This window comes from Streptomyces sp. TP-A0356 (assembly GCF_001417775.1).
GTDB lineage: Bacteria > Actinomycetota > Actinomycetes > Streptomycetales > Streptomycetaceae > Streptomyces.
Map to the genome: position 1 here is coordinate 11207 of NZ_BBZJ01000022.1, position 17403 is coordinate 28609.

Here is a 17403-nt window from a genome sequence, read left to right on the forward strand (position 1 = left end):
CGGCCCTTGCGGGGCCTCGGCGGGGTCCGGCGGCGCGTACACGAACGGCCGTCACACAGGGTACCAGCCTGGGCGGACGTGCCGGTCCGGGGCCGTCAGCCGCTGCTCGCGAACCCGTCGGCGACCCACTGGCTCGTCCCCCTCACCGTCCTTCGAGGCCGGACCGGCGACCGCGGTCGCGGCGAGGAGGACGGCGAAGAGGATACGGCCGTGCTCGTAGCGGATGTCCGTCTCGGCGAGGAGCGGCGTGCTGTCGGGGGTGAAGAGCGGCGCGCCGCGCCCGATGCGCTGCGCCGCGCCCTGTCGCGCCCACCGCGCTCCACGGCGCTACTCAGCGCTCCACGGCGCTACTCAGCGCTACTCGTCGCTACTCGTCGCTACTCGGCGCTCCCGATGCCGATGGCCCCCAGCACGGGGGCCTTGGGGCGTTTGAGGTCCGCCGTCAGTTCCCGCTTCGCGAAGAAGACCCGGCCCTGCTCGACGACGATGTCCGAGTTCTCCGGGCTGCTCAGCGTGTAGTCGTCGTCACTCGGGAGGGTGAAGAAGAGGAACGGCGTCTCCTTGCCCGTGCTCGGATTCCAGAGCACCACCGCCGCTGGGCCGATGGAGTCCCGCGTGCCCCGGTACACCAGGAGTTGGTCGCCGCTCATCCTCAGCGGGTGGACGGGCTGCAGCGCACGCCCCTCGAACTTGCGCACGGTCTTCCCGGTTCTGATGTCGAACGCCATGATCCAGTTCGACGCCTGGTCCACCTCGGTCTCGTCCTTGCTCGCGACGAACACCTCGGTCGGTCCCACGACCATGCCGTCGCAGTACTCCACGTCGCCGAAGTACGACGAGGCCCCGTACCGCTTACCGCACAGGGGGTCGTACCGGTCCCCGTGCATGGAGATCGAGGCGAGGCGCCTGCCCTTGCCGTCGAGCGTGATCAGATCGGTCACCGTGATGTCGCCGGCCCCGACGGCGAGGACCGGCGGATCGGACGAGGGCAGGTAGACCGCCTGGACACCCTTGGCGATCTTGTACGTCCACACGGTCCGGCCGGTACGGGGGTCGACCTTCTGCACCTCGTAGGTGGGGTCGCCCTCCTGTCCGCAGCGGAGCACGGCGAGCAGGGCACGGCCGCCCGCGAAGCCCTTGTCCTCGCACGCGGAGACGCTCGTGCTCTTCCAGAGCTGTCTGCCGTCCTCCATGTCGAACGCCACCGAGCCCCGCCCCCAGGCCACGGCCACCGTGCTCCGTGTCATCGTGAGGTTGGTGTCCGTCACGAACGCGGCGGCGGCGTCGGGGATCTTCGCCCGCCAGAGCTTCCTGCCGGTGTCGATGTCGAAGAACAGCACCTCGTCGCAGACGCCCGGGTTCTTGGCCCCCTTGGGCTGGGCGGGCTGCACGACCACGGCGGTGCGGCCGTCCACGGTGACATGGGACGTGGTGGCGCAGAGGTGGCCGTCCAGCTTGAGGGTCCATGCCCTCTCGTCCATCGAGCCGACGCCGATCCGCAAGCCGGTGATCGTGTCGGCGACGCCCTTGGCGAAGATCTTGTGGGTCGCCCATGTGCCCGGCGCGTAACGGGGATCGGTGTCGTGCTTCTCCAGGTGCTCCTCGTCGTGCTCGATGACCACCGCTCCCTCAGGGGTACGCGGGGCCTTCTCGACCGTCTCCCTGATCTCGTCCGGCGCCTGCCGCACCGCCGTCACCCCGGTGTCCGCGCTCTTGCGGCCCGACTGGTACCACATCAGCCAGCCGCCGACTCCCAGGACGGCGACGAGCGCGCAGACCGCGACGGCGAGCACGCGCCTGCGTCGTCTGGTGCGAGCGCCGTCCGCCGCGAGGGCGGACTCGGTGTACATCGAGGGCGGTGGGCCGAAGCTCACGTCGTGCATGCCTTTCGGTTCGGTGGTCACAACCCGCCGGTCGCGTACACGCCGGCGACGGCGAGCGTCGGGGAGCCGCATCGGATCGGGACGGGGGGTGCCGATGAGGTTGACGAGCCCCGGGGAGCGCCCCACAAGTGCCATGGAGCTTCCGCGGGAGCGCGTCCGCGCTGTCCACTCGGCTCGGCGTCGAAGCGCTTGAGGACCCCTTGACGGTGTCTTTGCCGCGACCCGGAGCCAGGGCCTCGGCCCCGTCCGGGTCCCGCGACCAGGATGTGCAGCAACTCCCCCGTCCTCTGCGCAGGTCGCAACACCTCGCAACGCCCGTGCCGCATCACTCGCGCCGTACGCCGTGCCACTCTAGCCACTTGACATGGCACTTCCAACTGCAAAGGGCTATGGCGCAGTTGGCCGGCCGGCGGGGCGTCCGGGCTTCCGGGCGGTCCGCGCCTTGCTCACCGACGGCCATGGGGCTCCCCAAGTACTGTGAGCGGGTAGCTCGTTCGTAACGTCGCGAAGGGACCCCGTCCACGATGGCCGATGCGCTGGACAAGGAAGTCAAGGAACGCAAAGAACGCGAGAAGGACGAGCTGTACGCCCTCGACATCTCGGGAGTCGAGTGGCACGGCGCGCCGGGAACGGAGGAACACGAGGAGCGGGTCGAGATCGCCCATCTGCCGGGGGGTGCGGTCGCCATGAGGTCGTCGCTCGACCCGGACACCGTGCTGCGGTACACGGAGGCGGAGTGGCGGGCCTTCGTGCTCGGGGCGCGCGACGGCGAGTTCGATCTGGAGCCGGCGCCGCACAACGGCGGCCTGGATGCGGATGCGGCACAGTGACCGCTCCTGCGCGGTGACGACGCGTGCGCGGTCGGCGGGGGTCCAGCCTCCTGGACCGTCTTGACGGTCCGTCATGCGGTGGTTGCGACCGGTTCGTTCCGCTCTTTGGTCCGGTTTGTACATCGGTCCCGTTCTGTTGGTGAACCGCCTTCGCCCGTACGCGCGTCACGTACGGGCAGAGAGAGACCCGGCGCTCGGACGCGGAGCGGCGGACGGGCCTGCCGTGGGGACGCTCGTGGTGATTAGGCTGGGACCGGGCGCCACACCAGAACCTGTGGCGGGCCGTCGGCGCCCCGGGGGGATCGCCGGGCGGAATCGGACGACTTCCTACGACTTCGGACGACTTCGGACGACTTCGGACAACGAGAGCGGTCGCCCCAGCACGGCATGAGGGTGCTCGACCACACCAGGAGGAACTGTGAGCAGCGATCGGAACGGGATCCGCGGGGGCTGGGCGTCACCCGACGATGACCAGTCCGACGCCGAGTCCGCCGTCGAGGTGACGGGCGAGTTCACCATCGACTACGCGCCGCCCGCCTGGTACACGCAGAACGCGTCCGGGGGGTCGGACACGTCGTCGGCGACCGCGGACGCGCAGGCTCAGGCCGCCCCGGCCCCGCCCGCGCCGCCGGCCCCGGTTCCGCCCGCGCCGCCGGGTCCTTCCGCGGAGGGTGCCATGCCCGTGCCCCCGGCTCCGGTCGGAGAGCCGGCCCCCGTGCCGGACGAGGCGTCAGGCGACGGATTTCCCGTGTGGACGCCGCCGGCCGACGCACCCATCGCCGCGCCCTCGGGCGGAGAGCTGGACAGCGGCGCCACGATGCGGCTCTCGCCGGTGGCGCTCAAGCACGAGTTCGAGCAGCTCGCCGCCGCGAGCAAGGCGGCCGAGGACGTGGCACCGGGTACCGCCGAGGCGGAGAAGACGAACGACGGCGCCCATGACGGGGGCGACTTCGAACTGACCGCGCCCTCGACGGATGCCGCCGCAACGGCCTCCGGTGACGCCCGGGACAGTGGCGGCCCGGAGGCCGGCACGAGCGACGGCCCCGGGAGCGAGCGGGGCTCCGCCGCCGCGGACGCGAGCGAGGCGGCCGACGCCGGTGGCTCCGGCCCCGCGCCGCAGGCCCTGGGTGAGGCCGGGGACGAGACGCCCGGGGATTCCGTGGCCTCGGATGCGGATGCGACGGAGGCGGGGACCGAGACGGCGGCGGAGGCCGCTTCCCCGTCCGCCGACGCGACGGACCGGGACGCCGACGGCGATCGCGAGGGGAGCACGGGGGAGGCTGCGTCCCGGGTGGACGAGCCCGCCGACGCCGTCCCCACCGACGCCGTCCCCACCGACGCCGTCCCCACCGACGCCGAGCCCACCCACATCGTCCCTGCTGAGCCCGCCGACGCCGTCCCGGGCGGTGCGCCCGGGGAGTTCGACGCGCCGCCCGCCCCGCCCGCCTCCCCGGACGCCTCCGGGACACCGCAGGCGCCGCTGGGCTGGGCCCCGCCGCCGGTGCCGCAGAGCGCGGTCCCGCCGTTGCCGCCCGCCTACCAGCCGGCCGCGCCCGGTCCGGCGGCGCACTGGCCCACCGGGCCCGGGCCTGCCGACGCGCCGCATCCCGCCGCGCAGTCCGCCGCGGCCGCGCAGGAGCAGCCGCAGTCGCCCGTACCGCCCCAGCAGCCGTTCCAGCCGCAGGCGCCGCAGGCCGCCCCCACCGCCTGGCCCCAGAATGCCGCGCAGTCTGAGGCGTCCCGGGCGGGCTACGGCTTCCCGCAGCCGGACGCCCCGGCACCCATGCCGCCTGCGCCGCCCGCGCAGGGGGGCTACGGCTTCCCCCAACCCGAGCCCTCCACTCCCCCGGTGCCCCCGCAGGCCGGCTACGGCTTCCCGGGGCCCGGTGTCCCCACTGCCCCGGCGCCCAGCACCCCGACGTCCAGCACCCCGGCGTCGCAGCCCGGTTACGGCTTCCCGGGGCCCGACGCGCCCGTGCCCGCGCAGGGCGGTTACGGCTTCCCGCAGCCGAGCGCCCCCGCTCCGATGCCGAACGCCCAGGCCCCCGCGCCGGCACCGCAACCGAACCCGCAGGCGCAGCCCCCGGCCGCTCCTGTCCCCTCCCCTGCCCCCGAGGCCCAGGCACCTCGGCCGGGCGTTCCCGCTGCCGCGCCGCGCCCTGCCGTTCCGCAGCCCCCCGCGCCCCAGGCCGGGTACGGATTCCCGCCGCAGGCCGCGGCCCCCAACGCCTCGGCGCAGCCCGGCGGTTACGGCTTCCCGCAACCCCCTGCCCAGCCGCAGCCCCCGGTCGACCCTCGCGTGGGTGCCGCCTGGCCGCAGCCGGTGCAGCACGACCAGCGGCAGCCGACCAACCCCGGCGCCGCGCCCCTGGGGTACACGGCGGCGGTGGAGCTGTCCTCCGACCGACTGCTCAACAACAAGCGGCAGAAGGCCAAGAGCACTCGTCCCGCCGGTGGCGGTGGCCGGTTCAAGCTCGGTGGCAAGAAGGAGGAGGCCGAGCGGCAGCGGAAGCTGGACCTGATCCGCACACCGGTGCTGTCGTGCTACCGGATCGCCGTCATCAGCCTCAAGGGCGGTGTGGGCAAGACGACCACCACCACCGCGCTGGGCTCCACGCTCGCCACCGAGCGCCAGGACAAGATCCTCGCGATCGACGCCAACCCGGACGCCGGTACGCTCGGCCGCCGGGTGCGCCGCGAGACGGGTGCCACCATCCGCGATCTGGTCCAGGCGATCCCGTACCTGAACTCGTACATGGACATCCGGCGGTTCACCTCGCAGGCCCCCTCCGGCCTGGAGATCATCGCGAACGACGTCGACCCGGCCGTCTCCACGACCTTCAACGACGAGGATTACCGGCGCGCGATCGACGTGCTCGGCAAGCAGTACCCGATCATCCTGACCGACTCAGGAACGGGCCTGCTGTACAGCGCGATGCGCGGCGTGCTCGATCTCGCCGACCAGCTGATCATCATCTCGACGCCGTCGGTCGACGGTGCGAGCAGTGCGAGCACGACGCTGGACTGGCTGTCGGCGCACGGGTACGCCGACCTTGTCGCGCGGTCCATCACGGTCATCTCCGGGGTCCGCGAGACCGGCAAGATGATCAAGGTGGAGGACATCGTCGCGCACTTCGAGACGCGGTGCCGGGGTGTCGTGGTGGTGCCGTTCGACGAGCACCTCGCGGCGGGCGCGGAGGTCGACCTCGACATGATGCGGCCGAAGGTGCGGGAGGCGTACTTCACGCTGGCCGCGATGGTCGCGGAGGACATCGCGCGGCACCAGCAGTCGCACGGCCTGTGGACGTCGGACGGCAACCCGCCCCCGGTGGCCGCCCCGCCGCTGCCGGGCCAGATCCCCGGTCAGCATGTGCCCGGCCAGTTCCCCGGACAGCCCGGACCGGGTCAGTTCCCCGGACAGCCCGGACCGGGTCAGTTCCCCGGACAGCCCGGACCGGGTCAGTTCCCCGGACAGCCCGGACCGGGTCAGTTCCCGGGTCGACAGATCCCCGGTCAGCAGATCCCCGGTCAGCAGATCCCGGGGCAGCCCGCGCCCGGCCAGGTCCCGCCGCAGCCGCAGCATCCCGCCCAGGGGTACCCGCAGCCGGACCAGGCCGCACAGCCACAGCCCGCATCCGGACAGCCCTACCCGCCGGCCCAGCAGCCCTACCCGCCGCAGCCGTACCCGGGTCAGGCCCCGCCCCCGCCCCCGCCGTCGCCCGAGCGGTAGACGGCCGGCCTCCCCCAGGGAGGCATGCCCGCGCACAGCGGGGCGGCCCGCGCCTGATGGCGTGGGCCGCCCCGCTGTCGTACGAGTGCCGGGATGCCCGGACTCACCCGGCTTCGTGCGCCGCGATCAGCTCCCGGCAGCGCTTCACGTCCTGCGCCATCTGCTCCAGCAGGGCGTCCAGCGACTCGAACCTGGCCTGGCCACGGACGAACGCGAGGAAGTCGACGGCGACGTGGAGGCCGTAGAGGTCCAGTCCCACCCGGTCGATGGCGTACGCCTCCACGGTCCGCTCGGTGCCGTCGAACTGCGGGTTCGTGCCGACGGAGATCGCGGCCGGCATCGCCTCGCCGCCGACGTGCAGCCAGCCCGCGTAGACGCCATCGGCCGGGATCGCGGTGTGCGGCAGGGTCTCGACGTTGGCGGTCGGGAAGCCCATCTCCCGGCCGCGCTGGGCGCCGCGCACCACCACGCCCTCGACCCGGTGCGGACGCCCGAGGATCTCGCGCGCTCCCTCGACATCGCCCTCGGCGATCAGCCGCCGGGTGAGGGTGGAGGAGAAGGGTTCGCCGCCGCCCGCCTCTCCGCACACGTAGAGGTCCACGACCTCGACGTCGAAGTCGTACGTCTTGCCCTGCTCGGCGAGGAAGTCCACGTTCCCGGCGGCCCTGTGGCCGAAGCGGAAGTTCGGGCCCTCGACCACGGCCTTGGCGTGCAGCTTGTCCACCAGGACCTTGACCACGAAGTCGGCCGGCGAGAGCCGGGAGAACTCGGTGGTGAAGGGGAGGATGAGGACCGCGTCGACCCCCAGCTCCGCCATCAGTTCGGCGCGGCGGTGGTGCGGGGCGAGCAGCGGCGGGTGACTGCCGGGGCGTACGACCTCGCTGGGGTGCGGGTCGAAGGTCACGACGACCGAGGGAACGCCCAGCTCACGGGCGCGTTCCACGGCATGCCGGATGATCAGCTGGTGTCCGCGGTGGACTCCGTCGTAGGAGCCGATGGTGACGACGCTGCGCCCCCAGTCCTCGGGGATGTCCTCCAAGCCACGCCAGCGCTGCACTGTGACCGCTCCTCGTCGAACCCGTGTCCGTGTCTGCCTCATACGCAGGTCTAAGGGTGCCATGCCGGGTGCCCTCCGCTTGCATCGGCATGGAGGCTGTGACGGGCAGCACGCGGCCCCCGGGGGCCGCGGCGGTCAGGCGGGCACCCGGGGGCCCACGAGGTTCTCGATCATGCCCGGGTGCTCGGGCCGGGCAGGACGGCCCACTCACCGCGCGCAGCAGCGCGTCCAGTACTCACTCGTGCGCCTGTACGACCCTCGAACCTCCCCCCGGTGCCTGGATCCGACGGTGGGCCGATGGTGATCAGCGGAACAGATCTTGCCGCGAACGCGCCCCTTTCCGCTCCCTCGGTTCACTCCGAGCGCCTGCTCATTGGGGTGAATAGGAGAGAGGGGATGGATACACCTCTGTGAGGGGGAACCAAGGGGGGACCGTGGAGCGGCGGCTCGAACCCGTGATCGCCGCTCCACGGGCAGGACGTCAGCCGAAGACGGCCAGGCTCTTGGCCTTGCCCCGCAGATCCTCCACGAGTGCGAGGAACCGGCCCTCCGGGGCGAAGACGGCCACCGGGCCGACACCCACGTACTCGTCGGGCATCTCCAGGCGCACACCGTTCGTGAGCAGCCGGGCCCGCTTGGCGTCGACGTCCCAGCGGGGGAACGCGGCCGCGGCGGCGTCGGCGATCGGCATCACGGTCAGCTCCTCCTGGAGTTGGTCCAGGGTGCGGGCCGAGTCCAGCTTGTAGGGTCCGACGCGGGTGCGGCGCAGGGCGGTGAGGTGGCCGCCGACGCCGAGGTCGGCGCCCAGATCGCGGGCGAGGGCCCGGATGTACGTGCCGGACGAGCAGACCACGGACACCAGCAGGTCCCGGACCGGGGTGCCGTTCTCGGCGACGGCGTCGCGGACGTCGTACACCGCGAAGGAGGAGACCCTGACCGGCCGGGCGGGGATCTCGAAGTCCTCACCCTCCCGCGCTCGCTTGTACGACCGCACGCCGTCGATCTTGATGGCGCTGACCTTGGACGGCACCTGCAGGATGTCGCCGGTGAGCTTGGCCACCCCGGCGTCGATGGCCTCGCGGGTGACCTGGGAGGCGTCGATGGAGGAGGTGACCTCCCCCTCGGCGTCGTCCGTGACGGTGTTCTGCCCCAGCCGGATGGTTCCCACGTACTCCTTCTCGGTGAGGGCGAGGTGCCCGAGGAGCTTGGTGGCCTTCTCCACGCCGAGGACGAGCACGCCGGTCGCCATCGGGTCGAGGGTGCCCGCGTGGCCGACGCGCCGCGTCTTCGCGATCCCCCGCATCTTGGCGACGACGTCGTGCGAAGTGAAGCCCGACGGCTTGTCGACGATGACGAGGCCGTCGGGCGTGGTGTGCTGCCGGGTCATTCTGCGGTGTCGTCCGTCTCGTCCTCGGAGCCGGGCTTGCGGTACGGGTCGGCGTCACCGGCGTACGCGGCGCCCGTCGCCGCCTCGCGTACCTTCGCGTCGGAGGCGCGCGCCTTGTCGAGGAGGTTCTCGATCGTCCGGGCGGTGTCCGGGAGGGCGTCCGCGACGAAGGTGAGGGTCGGCGTGAACTTCACGCCCGCAGCCCGTCCGACCTCGGAGCGCAGGATGCCCTTGGCGCTCTCCAGTCCGGCGGCCGCGGCCTTCCGCTCCTCCTCGTCCCCGTACACCGTGTAGAAGACGGTCGCCTCCCGCAGATCACCCGTGACCCGGGTGTCCGTGATGGTGACGTGCGAGCCGAGCCGCGGGTCCTTGATCCCGCGCTGCAGCTTCTGGGCCACCACCTCTCGGATGAGGTCCGCCAGCCTCTTAGCCCGCGCGTTGTCGGCCACTGGTCCGTCTCCCGTTCTTTCCTGTCTGTGTTCTTCGGTCAGTCGTCGTCGCCGTGGAAGCGCCGTCGCACGGACAGCAGTTCCACCTCGGGGCGCCCGGCGACCAGCCGTTCGCACCGGTCCAGTACGTCCGTCACATGTCCGGCGTCGCCGGAGACCATCGCGAGCCCGATCACGGCCCGCCGATGGAGGTTCAGATGGTCCACCTCGGCGGCGCTCACCGCGTACTTCCGCTGGAGCTCGGCGACGATCGGGCGGACGACGGAGCGCTTCTCCTTCAGCGAACGTACGTCGCCGAGGAGCAGGTCGAAGGACAGAGTCCCCACATACATGTGTGTACCCGGATGACCCGCCGGTACGGGATCGATGGCCCCGCCGTCGGTATGGGCAGGGACACGAAAACCGTACAACGAACGCCCGAAGCGCTCGACGGGGTTTTCCGCGGGGGGCGGCCCCGGCAAGTCTGCGCACGACCAGCCCGTCCGGTGCCCGAGGACGAGGCCGTTTCGGCCGAAGCCGGAGCCTGGGGGCGGCAGCCCCCAGGACGGCAAGGGCGGCCGACGGGGAGATGTCCCCGCCGGCCGACCTCACGCTTCGGCCGAGCCCGCCGTCAGGCGCGCGGCTTCTCGCGCATCTCGTACGTCGCGATGACGTCGTCGACCTTGATGTCGTTGAAGTTTCCGAGGTTGATACCACCCTCGAAGCCTTCGCGGATCTCGGTGACGTCGTCCTTGAAGCGACGCAGACCCTCGATGGTGAGGTTCTCCGCGACCACCTTGCCGTCGCGGATGAGGCGGGCCTTGGTGTTCCGCCTGACCTCGCCGGAGCGGATGAGAACACCCGCGATGTTGCCCAGCTTGGACGACTTGAAGACCTCGCGGATCTCCGCCGTACCGAGCTCGACCTCCTCGAACTCCGGCTTGAGCATGCCCTTGAGGGCCGCCTCGATCTCCTCGATCGCCTGGTAGATGACCGAGTAGTACCGGACGTCCACGCCCTCGCGCTCGGCCATCTGCGCCGCACGGCCCGCCGCGCGCACGTTGAAGCCGATCACGATGGCGTCCGAGCCCATCGCCAGGTCGATGTCCGACTCCGTGACCGCACCGACGCCGCGGTGCAGCACCCGGATGTCGACCTCCTCGCCGACGTCCAGCTGGAGCAGGGAGGACTCCAGTGCCTCGACCGAACCAGAAGCGTCACCCTTGATGATCAGGTTCAGCTGCTGGACCTCGCCGGCCTTGAGCACCTTGTCCAGGTCCTCGAGGGACACACGGCGCGTGCGCTTGGCGAACGCCGCGTTCCGCTCGCGGGCGGCGCGCTTCTCCGCGATCTGGCGGGCCGTACGGTCCTCCTCGACCACGATGAAGTTGTCGCCGGCACCCGGGACGTTGGTCAGACCCAGGACCTGCACCGGCGTCGACGGGCCTGCCTCGGCCACGTTGTTGCCGTTGTCGTCGAGCATCGCCCGGACGCGGCCATACGCGTCGCCGACCACCATCGTGTCGCCGACCCGCAGCGTGCCTCGCTGGACGAGGACCGTCGCCACGGCACCGCGGCCGCGGTCGAGACGGGACTCGATCGAGATGCCCTGCGCGTCCTGGTTCGGGTTGGCCCGGAGGTCCAGAGCGGCGTCGGCGGTCAGGACGACCGCCTCCAGGAGGCTGTCGATGTGCAGACCCTGCTTGGCGGAGATGTCGACGAACATCGTGTCGCCGCCGTACTCCTCGGCCACCAGGCCGTACTCGGTCAGCTGACCGCGCACCTTGGTCGGGTCCGCGCCCTCGACGTCGATCTTGTTGACCGCGACCACGATCGGCACCTCGGCCGCCTTGGCGTGGTTCAGCGCCTCGACCGTCTGCGGCATCACACCGTCGTTGGCCGCCACCACGAGGATCGCGATGTCGGTCGACTTCGCACCACGGGCACGCATGGCGGTGAACGCCTCGTGACCCGGGGTGTCGATGAAGGTGATCGCCCGGCCCTCGCCGTTGACCTCGGTCGCGACCTGGTAGGCACCGATGTGCTGGGTGATGCCGCCGGCCTCGCCCGCGATGACGTTCGTCTTGCGGATGGCGTCGAGCAGGCGGGTCTTGCCGTGGTCGACGTGGCCCATGACGGTGACGACCGGCGGGCGGACCACCAGGTCCTCCTCGTCGCCCTCGTCCTCACCGAACTCCAGGTCGAAGGACTCGAGCAGCTCGCGGTCCTCCTCCTCCGGGCTGACGATCTGAACCGTGTAGTTCATCTCGCCGGCCAGGAGCTGCAGCGTCTCGTCGGAGACGGACTGCGTGGCCGTGACCATCTCGCCCAGGTTCATCATGACCGCGACGAGCGACGCCGGGTTGGCGTTGATCTTCTCCGCGAAGTCGGTGAGCGACGCACCGCGCGACAGGCGAATGGTCTCGCCACCGCCGCGAGGCAGCATCACACCGCCGACCGACGGGGCCTGCATGGCCTCGTACTCCTGACGGCGCTGCCGCTTCGACTTGCGGCCACGACGCGCCGGACCGCCGGGACGGCCGAACGCACCCTGCGTGCCACCACGGCCGCCGGGACCACCGGGACGACCGCCGAAGCCGGGACGGCCACCGCCGCCACCGGCGAAACCACCGCCGGCACCGGGAGCGCCGCCACCACCGGGACGACCGGCGAAACCACCGCCGGCACCGGGACGACCGCCGCCGCCACCACCGGGACGGCCGGCGAAGCCGCCGCCACCGCCGGGACGACCGCCGCCGCCGGGACGACCGGCACCGGCCGGGCCACGGCCGCCGCCGGGCCCCGGGCGCGGGCCGGCAGCGGGACGCTGCGGCATCATGCCGGGGTTCGGACGCGGACCGGCGGGACCGCCGCCGGGACGCGGACCGCCGCCCTGCGGACGGGGCATACCGCCCGGAGTCGGCCGGGAGCCGCCCGGAGCCTGCGGACGCGGGCCGCCGCCGGCCGCACCCTGCGGACGGGGGCCACCCTGGCCCGCACCCTGCGGACGCGGGGCACCGCCCGGCCGGGGCGCCTGGGGGCGCGCCATACCGGTCGAGCCACCGGACGTGAAGGGGTTGTTGCCCGGGCGGGGACCCGCCGGACGGGCACCCGATCGCTGACCCGGAGCACCGGGACGCGCACCGCCGGGACGCGCACCCTGAGCGCCACCCTGGCCCTGCCCCTGGCCGGGCGCGCCCGGCCGAGCACCGGGCTTGGGGGCGCCGGGGCCGGGACGGGCACCCGGGCGCGGGGCCTGGGCAGCCGGGCGCGGAGTCTGGGCAGCCGGAGTCGCCGGCGGTGCCGTGAACTCGGGCGCACCCGGGGCCGGGGTCGCCGGAGCGGGTCGCGGCGCGGGCTTCGGACCCGGCGTCGGACGCGGACCCGAGGTCGGGGCCGCGGGCCGCTCGGCCGCCGGAGGCTTGGGCGCCGCCGGGCGCGGGGCAGCCGGACGCGCGGCCTGCGCCGGGGAGGGCGCGGCCGGCTTCGCCGGGGAGGCCTTGCGGGGGCCGGTGGGCTTCGCGCCACCGCCGTTGCCCTGCTGCAAGGCGTCAGTCAGCTTGCGTACTACGGGCGCCTCGATAGTCGAGGACGCCGAACGGACGAATTCACCGAGTTCCTGGAGCTTGGCCATGACGACCTTGCTCTCCACACCGAACTCCTTGGCGAGTTCGTAGACCCGGACCTTAGCCACTTCGCTCCTTTGAGGTCCGGGTTGCGGCCGGACCGTCGCTAGTTCATGGGCGTACTCATCGCGTACTCATCGAGTGCTCATCGCAATCTCGACCTGCTTTCGACTCGCGAGGTACCAGGCCGCACGGGGTTCTCCGTACGGCACGTCTTACGGTGTTGCCTGCTCGGCAAGGTGCTGCCGGCAACCTTCCGCCCGCTCGACATGCCGGCGCAACGCCTTTATGTCGAGCGGTCCCGGGACGCGCAGCGCCCGCGGGAACGCCCGGCGGCGCACCGCCAGGTCGAGACAGGCCAGGGCCGGGTGTACATACGCACCCCGGCCGGGAAGCGTACCGCGAGGATCGGGGACGCAGACGTCCTCGACCACCACGGTACGCAGTAGTTCGATCTTGGCCGCTCGCTCCCGGCACCCCACACAGGTGCGCTCAGGGCATGCGCGGGCATGCGTCCGGCCAGACACGCTTAAGTCTACCTCCCCGCAGCGACCTCACCCCTTTGGGGCAAGAATCGAACAGTTGCTGCGCATCAAACTGTCGTGTTCTCAGCGGCACACGGCCGGGATCTATTCCCCGCCGAGGTCACAGTCCTCAGTCCGGCTTGCCGACGGGCTGCTCGGTGTCGGGCCGGATGTCGATCCGCCAGCCGGTCAGCCGGGCCGCCAGACGGGCGTTCTGCCCTTCCTTGCCGATCGCCAGAGACAGCTGGTAGTCGGGGACCGTCACCCGCGCGGAACGGGCCGCGAGGTCCACGACCTCCACCTTGGAGACGCGGGCCGGCGACAGCGCGTTCGCCACCATCTCGGCCGGATCGTCCGACCAGTCGACGATGTCGATCTTCTCGCCGTTCAGCTCGCCCATGACATTGCGCACACGGCCGCCCATGGGGCCGATGCAGGCGCCCTTGGCGTTCAGACCCGATCGGGTGGACCGCACCGCGATCTTCGTACGGTGACCGGCCTCGCGTGCGATCGCGGCGATCTCGACGGAGCCGTCGGCGATCTCCGGTACCTCCAGCGCGAAGAGCTTCTTCACCAGATTGGGGTGGGTGCGCGACAGGGTGACGGACGGGCCGCGCACACCCTTCGCCACCCGGACGACGTACGACCGGATCCGCTTGCCGTGCTCGTACGTCTCGCCCGGCACCTGCTCCTGGACCGGCAGGATCGCCTCCAGCTTGCCGATGTCCACGAGCACGTTCTTCGGGTCGCGGCCCTGCTGGACCACACCGGTGACGATGTCGCCCTCGCGGCCCGCGTACTCGCCGAGGGTCGCGTCGTCCTCGGCGTCCCGCAGACGCTGCAGGATGACCTGCTTGGCGGTGGTGGCGGCGATACGGCCGAAGCCCGACGGGGTGTCGTCGAACTCGCGCGGCTCCTGCCCCTCCTCCAGGTCCTCGGGGTCCTCCTTCGCCCACACGGTCACATGGCCGGTCTCCCGGTTGAGCTCCACGCGCGCGTGGCGGCGGCTTCCCTCGGTGCGGTGGTAGGCGATGAGGAGGGCCGCCTCGATCGCCTCGACCAGCAGGTCGAAGGAGATCTCCTTCTCCCGTACCAAGCCACGCAGGGCACTCATGTCGATGTCCACGGCTACGCCTCCTCTTCCTTCTCGGTGGCCTTCTCGTCCTTGCGGCTGAACTCGACCTGGACCCGCGCCCTGGCGATGTCCGGGAAGCCGAGTCTGCGGGTGGTGGCCTTGCGGCCCTTCACCCCGGGCACTTCCAGGTCGAGGCCTTCGTCGTCGACCTGCAGGATCCTGGCCACCAGCTCGCCGCCCTCGGCCAGCTGGAACTTCACGAGCCGTCCCTCGGCCCGCACATAGTGCCGGTGGTCCTCGAGGAGGCGCTCCGCGCCCGGGGTTCCGACCTCGAGGGTGTACTCGCCCTCGCCCATCGCGTCCGTCTCGTCGAGCTTCGCCGAGAGCTCACGGCTCACATCGGCGATCTGGTCCAGGTCGGCACCGGTGTCGGAGTCGACGACGACGCGCAGCACCCGCTTGCGTCCGACCGAGTCCACCGCGATCTCCTCGAGATCGAGTCCCTGGGAAGTGACGAGCGGTTCCAGCAGTTCTCGCAGCCTCTCGCTCTGGGTGGTGCTCATCCGGGTGACTCCTCGGCCGCGTGTGCTGTTGTGGGATGGGTCGTGTGTCAGGTCAAAGGGTATCCGGTCCCGAAGGGTGTTGCCGTCCACCTGCGCCGCCACCCGGGCGGGCCTGCGAACGGCCGAGCCGATGGCGAGGGCCGGGGCGGCACACGGGTACGGTGATCGCGGGCGAGGGTCCGCACGACACTCCCTGGCCGCCCATCCCGTTCGTACCAGGTCATCGAGGACGTCTGCCGTGCCGTTCCCCCCGCACCCGCGCGCCGCCCTGCGCAGAAGGAGCCTGCTCGCCTCGACCGCGGGTGCCGCGCTGCTCGCCGGCTGCTCCGGCGCCCTGGACTCCACGACCACGGTCGGGGGCCTCTCGGCCGCCGACCGGGTACGCGCGCGTGCCGCCCGCGACAGCGAGGCGCTGGCCGAGCGGTACGCGGCCGTGATCGACGCGCACCCGGCGCTGGCGGCCCGGCTGCGGCCGCTGCGGGCGGAGGTGGTCCGGCACGCACAGGTGTTCGGCGGCGGCTCCGGCACCTCCGCGTCACCCCCCGCGTCACCCTCGGTCTCGCCGTCCACCTCGCCGTCGGCGTCCCCCGTGCCGGCGGACCCCAGGTCCGCCCTCGCGGGCCTGGCCGCCGCCGAGCGGACCGTGGCGGACCGGCGGGCCAAGGCACTGCTCGACGTGCCGGGCGAGCTGGCGCGGCTGATGGCGTCCGTGGCGGCGGCCGGGGCCGCGCACGTGTACCTGCTGACGGAGGGGCAGAAGTGAGCACGATCAGCAGCACGTCCGAGCCCGTGAGCGGCGAACTCGCCGCGCTCCAGGCGACCCTGCGCGCCGAGCACGCCGCGGTCTACGGCTACGGCGTCGTCGGCGGGCGGATCGACCAGGCCCGACGGAAGGAGGCACGGGCCGCGTACGACGCCCACCGCGCCCGGCGGGACGAGCTGGCCCGGGCCGTCAGGGACCACGGGGCCACGCCGGACGCCGCCGCGGCCGCGTACGCGCTGCCGTTCTCCGTCCCGGACTCCGCCGCCGCCGTACGCCTCGCCGCCGAGCTGGAGGAGCGGGTGGCCGGGGTGTACTCCGATCTTGTGCGGGCCTCGACGGGCGAGCGGCGGCGCTTCGCCGCCGGGGCGCTGCGGGAAGCGGCGGTGCGGGCGGTGCGCTGGAGCGGCGAGAGCGTAGCCTTCCCTGGTCTCGCCGAGCGGGCGGCGGCCGCCCCCACCGCGTCGGCGACACAGCGGACCTGAGGCGTACGCGCACCGCAGGCGTGCGAAGCCGACCCTGGAAAGGAACAACTCGCGCATGGCTTTCGAACCGCCGCAGCGTCTCGTGCGGGCGCTCGGCGAGACGCAGCGGGACGGTGGCGCCGAGTGGCTGGACAGGCTCCCCGAACTGGTCCGACAGGCCGTTGATCTACGCGAGTTGACCGTGGAGCGGGTGCAGGCGCCGGGCGGCCGCAGCAGCCTCGTCCTGTTGGTGCGGCGGGCGGACGGGACACCCGCCGTGCTGAAGATGGTGCCGCCATGGGCCCGGCCGGAGAGCGAGCGGGCGGCGCTCACGCACTGGAACGGCTTCGGGGCCGTGCGACTGCTGGACGCGGACGCCGAGCGGGGTGCGCTGCTGCTGGAGCGCCTGCATCCGGAGATGTCGGTGCGCTCGCTGCCGGAGGCCAAGGCCCTGCTGGAGGCGGCGGGCACCCTGCGGCGGCTGTGGGTGGAGCCCCCCGCCGGGCACTCCTTCGAGACGGTGGAGGCACGGACGGGGCGGCAGGCCGAGGCGATGCGGGCGGGCGCGGAGGCCGAGCCCGAGGCGGCGCCGCTGGTCGAGGCGGCGCTGGCGGCCCGAGAGGAACTGCTGGCCGCCCCGCCCGAGCGGCGACTGCTGCACGGCACCTTCCGGCAGAGCAAGGTGCTCGCCGGGGAGCGGATGCCGTGGCTGGCCGCGGGCCCCGACCCGGTGGTCGGCGAGTGCGCCTTCGACCTGGCGCGGCTGGTGCGCGACCGGGTGGAGGACCTGGTCGCGACCTCCTCGGGCCCGTCGACCACCCGCCGCCGGGTGAAGCGGCTCGCGGAGTCGCTGGACCTCGACCAGCAGCGGCTGCGCGGCTGGACGCTGTTCCGGGCGGTGGAGTCCGGGATGCGGGCCCGCCGGGTCGGCCGCACGCAGGATTCGGAACTGCTGCTGGAGTTCGCGAGCTGGCTCTAGGGCCGAGTACACCTGGCTCGCCGTGAGCTCGCCCCGCGCCGTGGAGAGCACCCGACGGCCGCCGGTCCGTGTCCGGCGGCCGTCGCGGGGACCGGGG

14 protein-coding genes are annotated in these 17403 nt (G+C 72.6%); 5 read left to right on the forward strand and 9 right to left on the reverse strand.

Annotation, left to right across the window (positions count from 1 at the left end; all coding sequences use genetic code 11):
- Positions 1-377 precede the first annotated feature (377 nt).
- A complete protein-coding gene (locus tag ASC56_RS22945; protein ID WP_234377028.1) occupies positions 378-1883 on the reverse strand; it encodes a PQQ-binding-like beta-propeller repeat protein in 1506 nt (501 codons plus the stop codon).
- Positions 1884-2407: 524 nt separating this feature from the next.
- Between ASC56_RS22945 and ASC56_RS22950 the strand changes: the two genes are divergently transcribed.
- Positions 2408-2713: a DUF397 domain-containing protein gene (locus ASC56_RS22950; RefSeq protein WP_055493407.1), complete on the forward strand. Its 306-nt coding sequence runs from the start codon at positions 2408-2410 to the stop codon at positions 2711-2713.
- A gap of 418 nt (positions 2714-3131) precedes the next feature.
- Positions 3132-6443, forward strand: coding sequence for an SCO5717 family growth-regulating ATPase (locus ASC56_RS22955; RefSeq protein ID WP_055493408.1), 3312 nt, complete (start codon positions 3132-3134; stop codon positions 6441-6443).
- Positions 6444-6546: 103 nt separating this feature from the next.
- Here the strand turns inward: ASC56_RS22955 and ASC56_RS22960 are convergent, their stop codons facing one another.
- The 8 genes from ASC56_RS22960 to rimP form a co-directional block, all read right to left on the reverse strand.
- Entirely contained in the window at positions 6547-7500 is a 954-nt protein-coding gene (locus ASC56_RS22960; RefSeq protein WP_055493409.1) for a bifunctional riboflavin kinase/FAD synthetase, read from the reverse strand.
- Positions 7501-7981: 481 nt separating this feature from the next.
- A complete protein-coding gene (gene truB / locus ASC56_RS22965) occupies positions 7982-8887 on the reverse strand; it encodes a tRNA pseudouridine(55) synthase TruB (protein ID WP_055493410.1) in 906 nt (301 codons plus the stop codon).
- Complete coding sequence (gene rbfA, locus ASC56_RS22970; protein ID WP_055493411.1) at positions 8884-9336, reverse strand: 30S ribosome-binding factor RbfA; 453 nt, start codon at positions 9334-9336, stop codon at positions 8884-8886. The genes truB and rbfA overlap by 4 nt, the downstream gene beginning before the upstream one ends.
- 38 nt (positions 9337-9374) lie before the next feature.
- Entirely contained in the window at positions 9375-9668 is a 294-nt protein-coding gene (locus ASC56_RS22975) for a DUF503 domain-containing protein (protein WP_055493412.1), read from the reverse strand.
- 278 nt (positions 9669-9946) lie between these two features.
- Complete coding sequence (gene infB / locus ASC56_RS38310; protein ID WP_079102663.1) at positions 9947-13009, reverse strand: translation initiation factor IF-2; 3063 nt, start codon at positions 13007-13009, stop codon at positions 9947-9949.
- Positions 13010-13156: 147 nt separating this feature from the next.
- On the reverse strand, positions 13157-13468 hold the full coding sequence (locus tag ASC56_RS38315; protein WP_079102664.1) for a YlxR family protein: 312 nt from the start codon (positions 13466-13468) through the stop codon (positions 13157-13159).
- 127 nt (positions 13469-13595) lie between these two features.
- A complete protein-coding gene (gene nusA / locus ASC56_RS22995) occupies positions 13596-14591 on the reverse strand; it encodes a transcription termination factor NusA (RefSeq protein ID WP_055493416.1) in 996 nt (331 codons plus the stop codon).
- 2 nt (positions 14592-14593) lie between these two features.
- A complete protein-coding gene (gene rimP / locus ASC56_RS23000; RefSeq protein ID WP_055493417.1) occupies positions 14594-15103 on the reverse strand; it encodes a ribosome maturation factor RimP in 510 nt (169 codons plus the stop codon).
- A 238-nt stretch (positions 15104-15341) separates the two neighbouring features.
- Here rimP and ASC56_RS23005 point away from each other — a divergent pair, with 238 nt between their 5' ends.
- The 3 genes from ASC56_RS23005 to ASC56_RS23015 are packed head-to-tail and all read left to right on the forward strand — an operon-like array spanning position 15342 to position 17306.
- The gene (locus ASC56_RS23005; RefSeq protein ID WP_199836048.1) at positions 15342-15866 is read left to right on the forward strand and encodes a hypothetical protein; all 525 of its coding nucleotides are present in this window, start codon (positions 15342-15344) and stop codon (positions 15864-15866) included.
- Complete coding sequence (locus tag ASC56_RS23010; RefSeq protein WP_234377029.1) at positions 15863-16348, forward strand: ferritin-like domain-containing protein; 486 nt, start codon at positions 15863-15865, stop codon at positions 16346-16348. The genes ASC56_RS23005 and ASC56_RS23010 overlap by 4 nt, the downstream gene beginning before the upstream one ends.
- 55 nt (positions 16349-16403) lie before the next feature.
- Positions 16404-17306: an aminoglycoside phosphotransferase family protein gene (locus tag ASC56_RS23015; RefSeq protein ID WP_055493418.1), complete on the forward strand. Its 903-nt coding sequence runs from the start codon at positions 16404-16406 to the stop codon at positions 17304-17306.
- Positions 17307-17403: the final 97 nt, after the last annotated feature.

Bases quoted from the DNA above. Each gene is read 5' to 3' on its own strand.
- ASC56_RS22945 (WP_234377028.1), bottom strand. From the start codon at position 1,883: ATGCACGACGTGAGCTTCGGCCCACCGCCCTCGATGTACACCGAGTCC.
- ASC56_RS22950 (WP_055493407.1), top strand. From the start codon at position 2,408: ATGGCCGATGCGCTGGACAAGGAAGTCAAGGAACGCAAAGAACGCGAG.
- truB (WP_055493410.1), bottom strand. From the start codon at position 8,887: ATGACCCGGCAGCACACCACGCCCGACGGCCTCGTCATCGTCGACAAG.
- ASC56_RS22975 (WP_055493412.1), bottom strand. From the start codon at position 9,668: ATGTATGTGGGGACTCTGTCCTTCGACCTGCTCCTCGGCGACGTACGT.
- rimP (WP_055493417.1), bottom strand. From the start codon at position 15,103: ATGAGCACCACCCAGAGCGAGAGGCTGCGAGAACTGCTGGAACCGCTC.
- ASC56_RS23015 (WP_055493418.1), top strand. From the start codon at position 16,404: ATGGCTTTCGAACCGCCGCAGCGTCTCGTGCGGGCGCTCGGCGAGACG.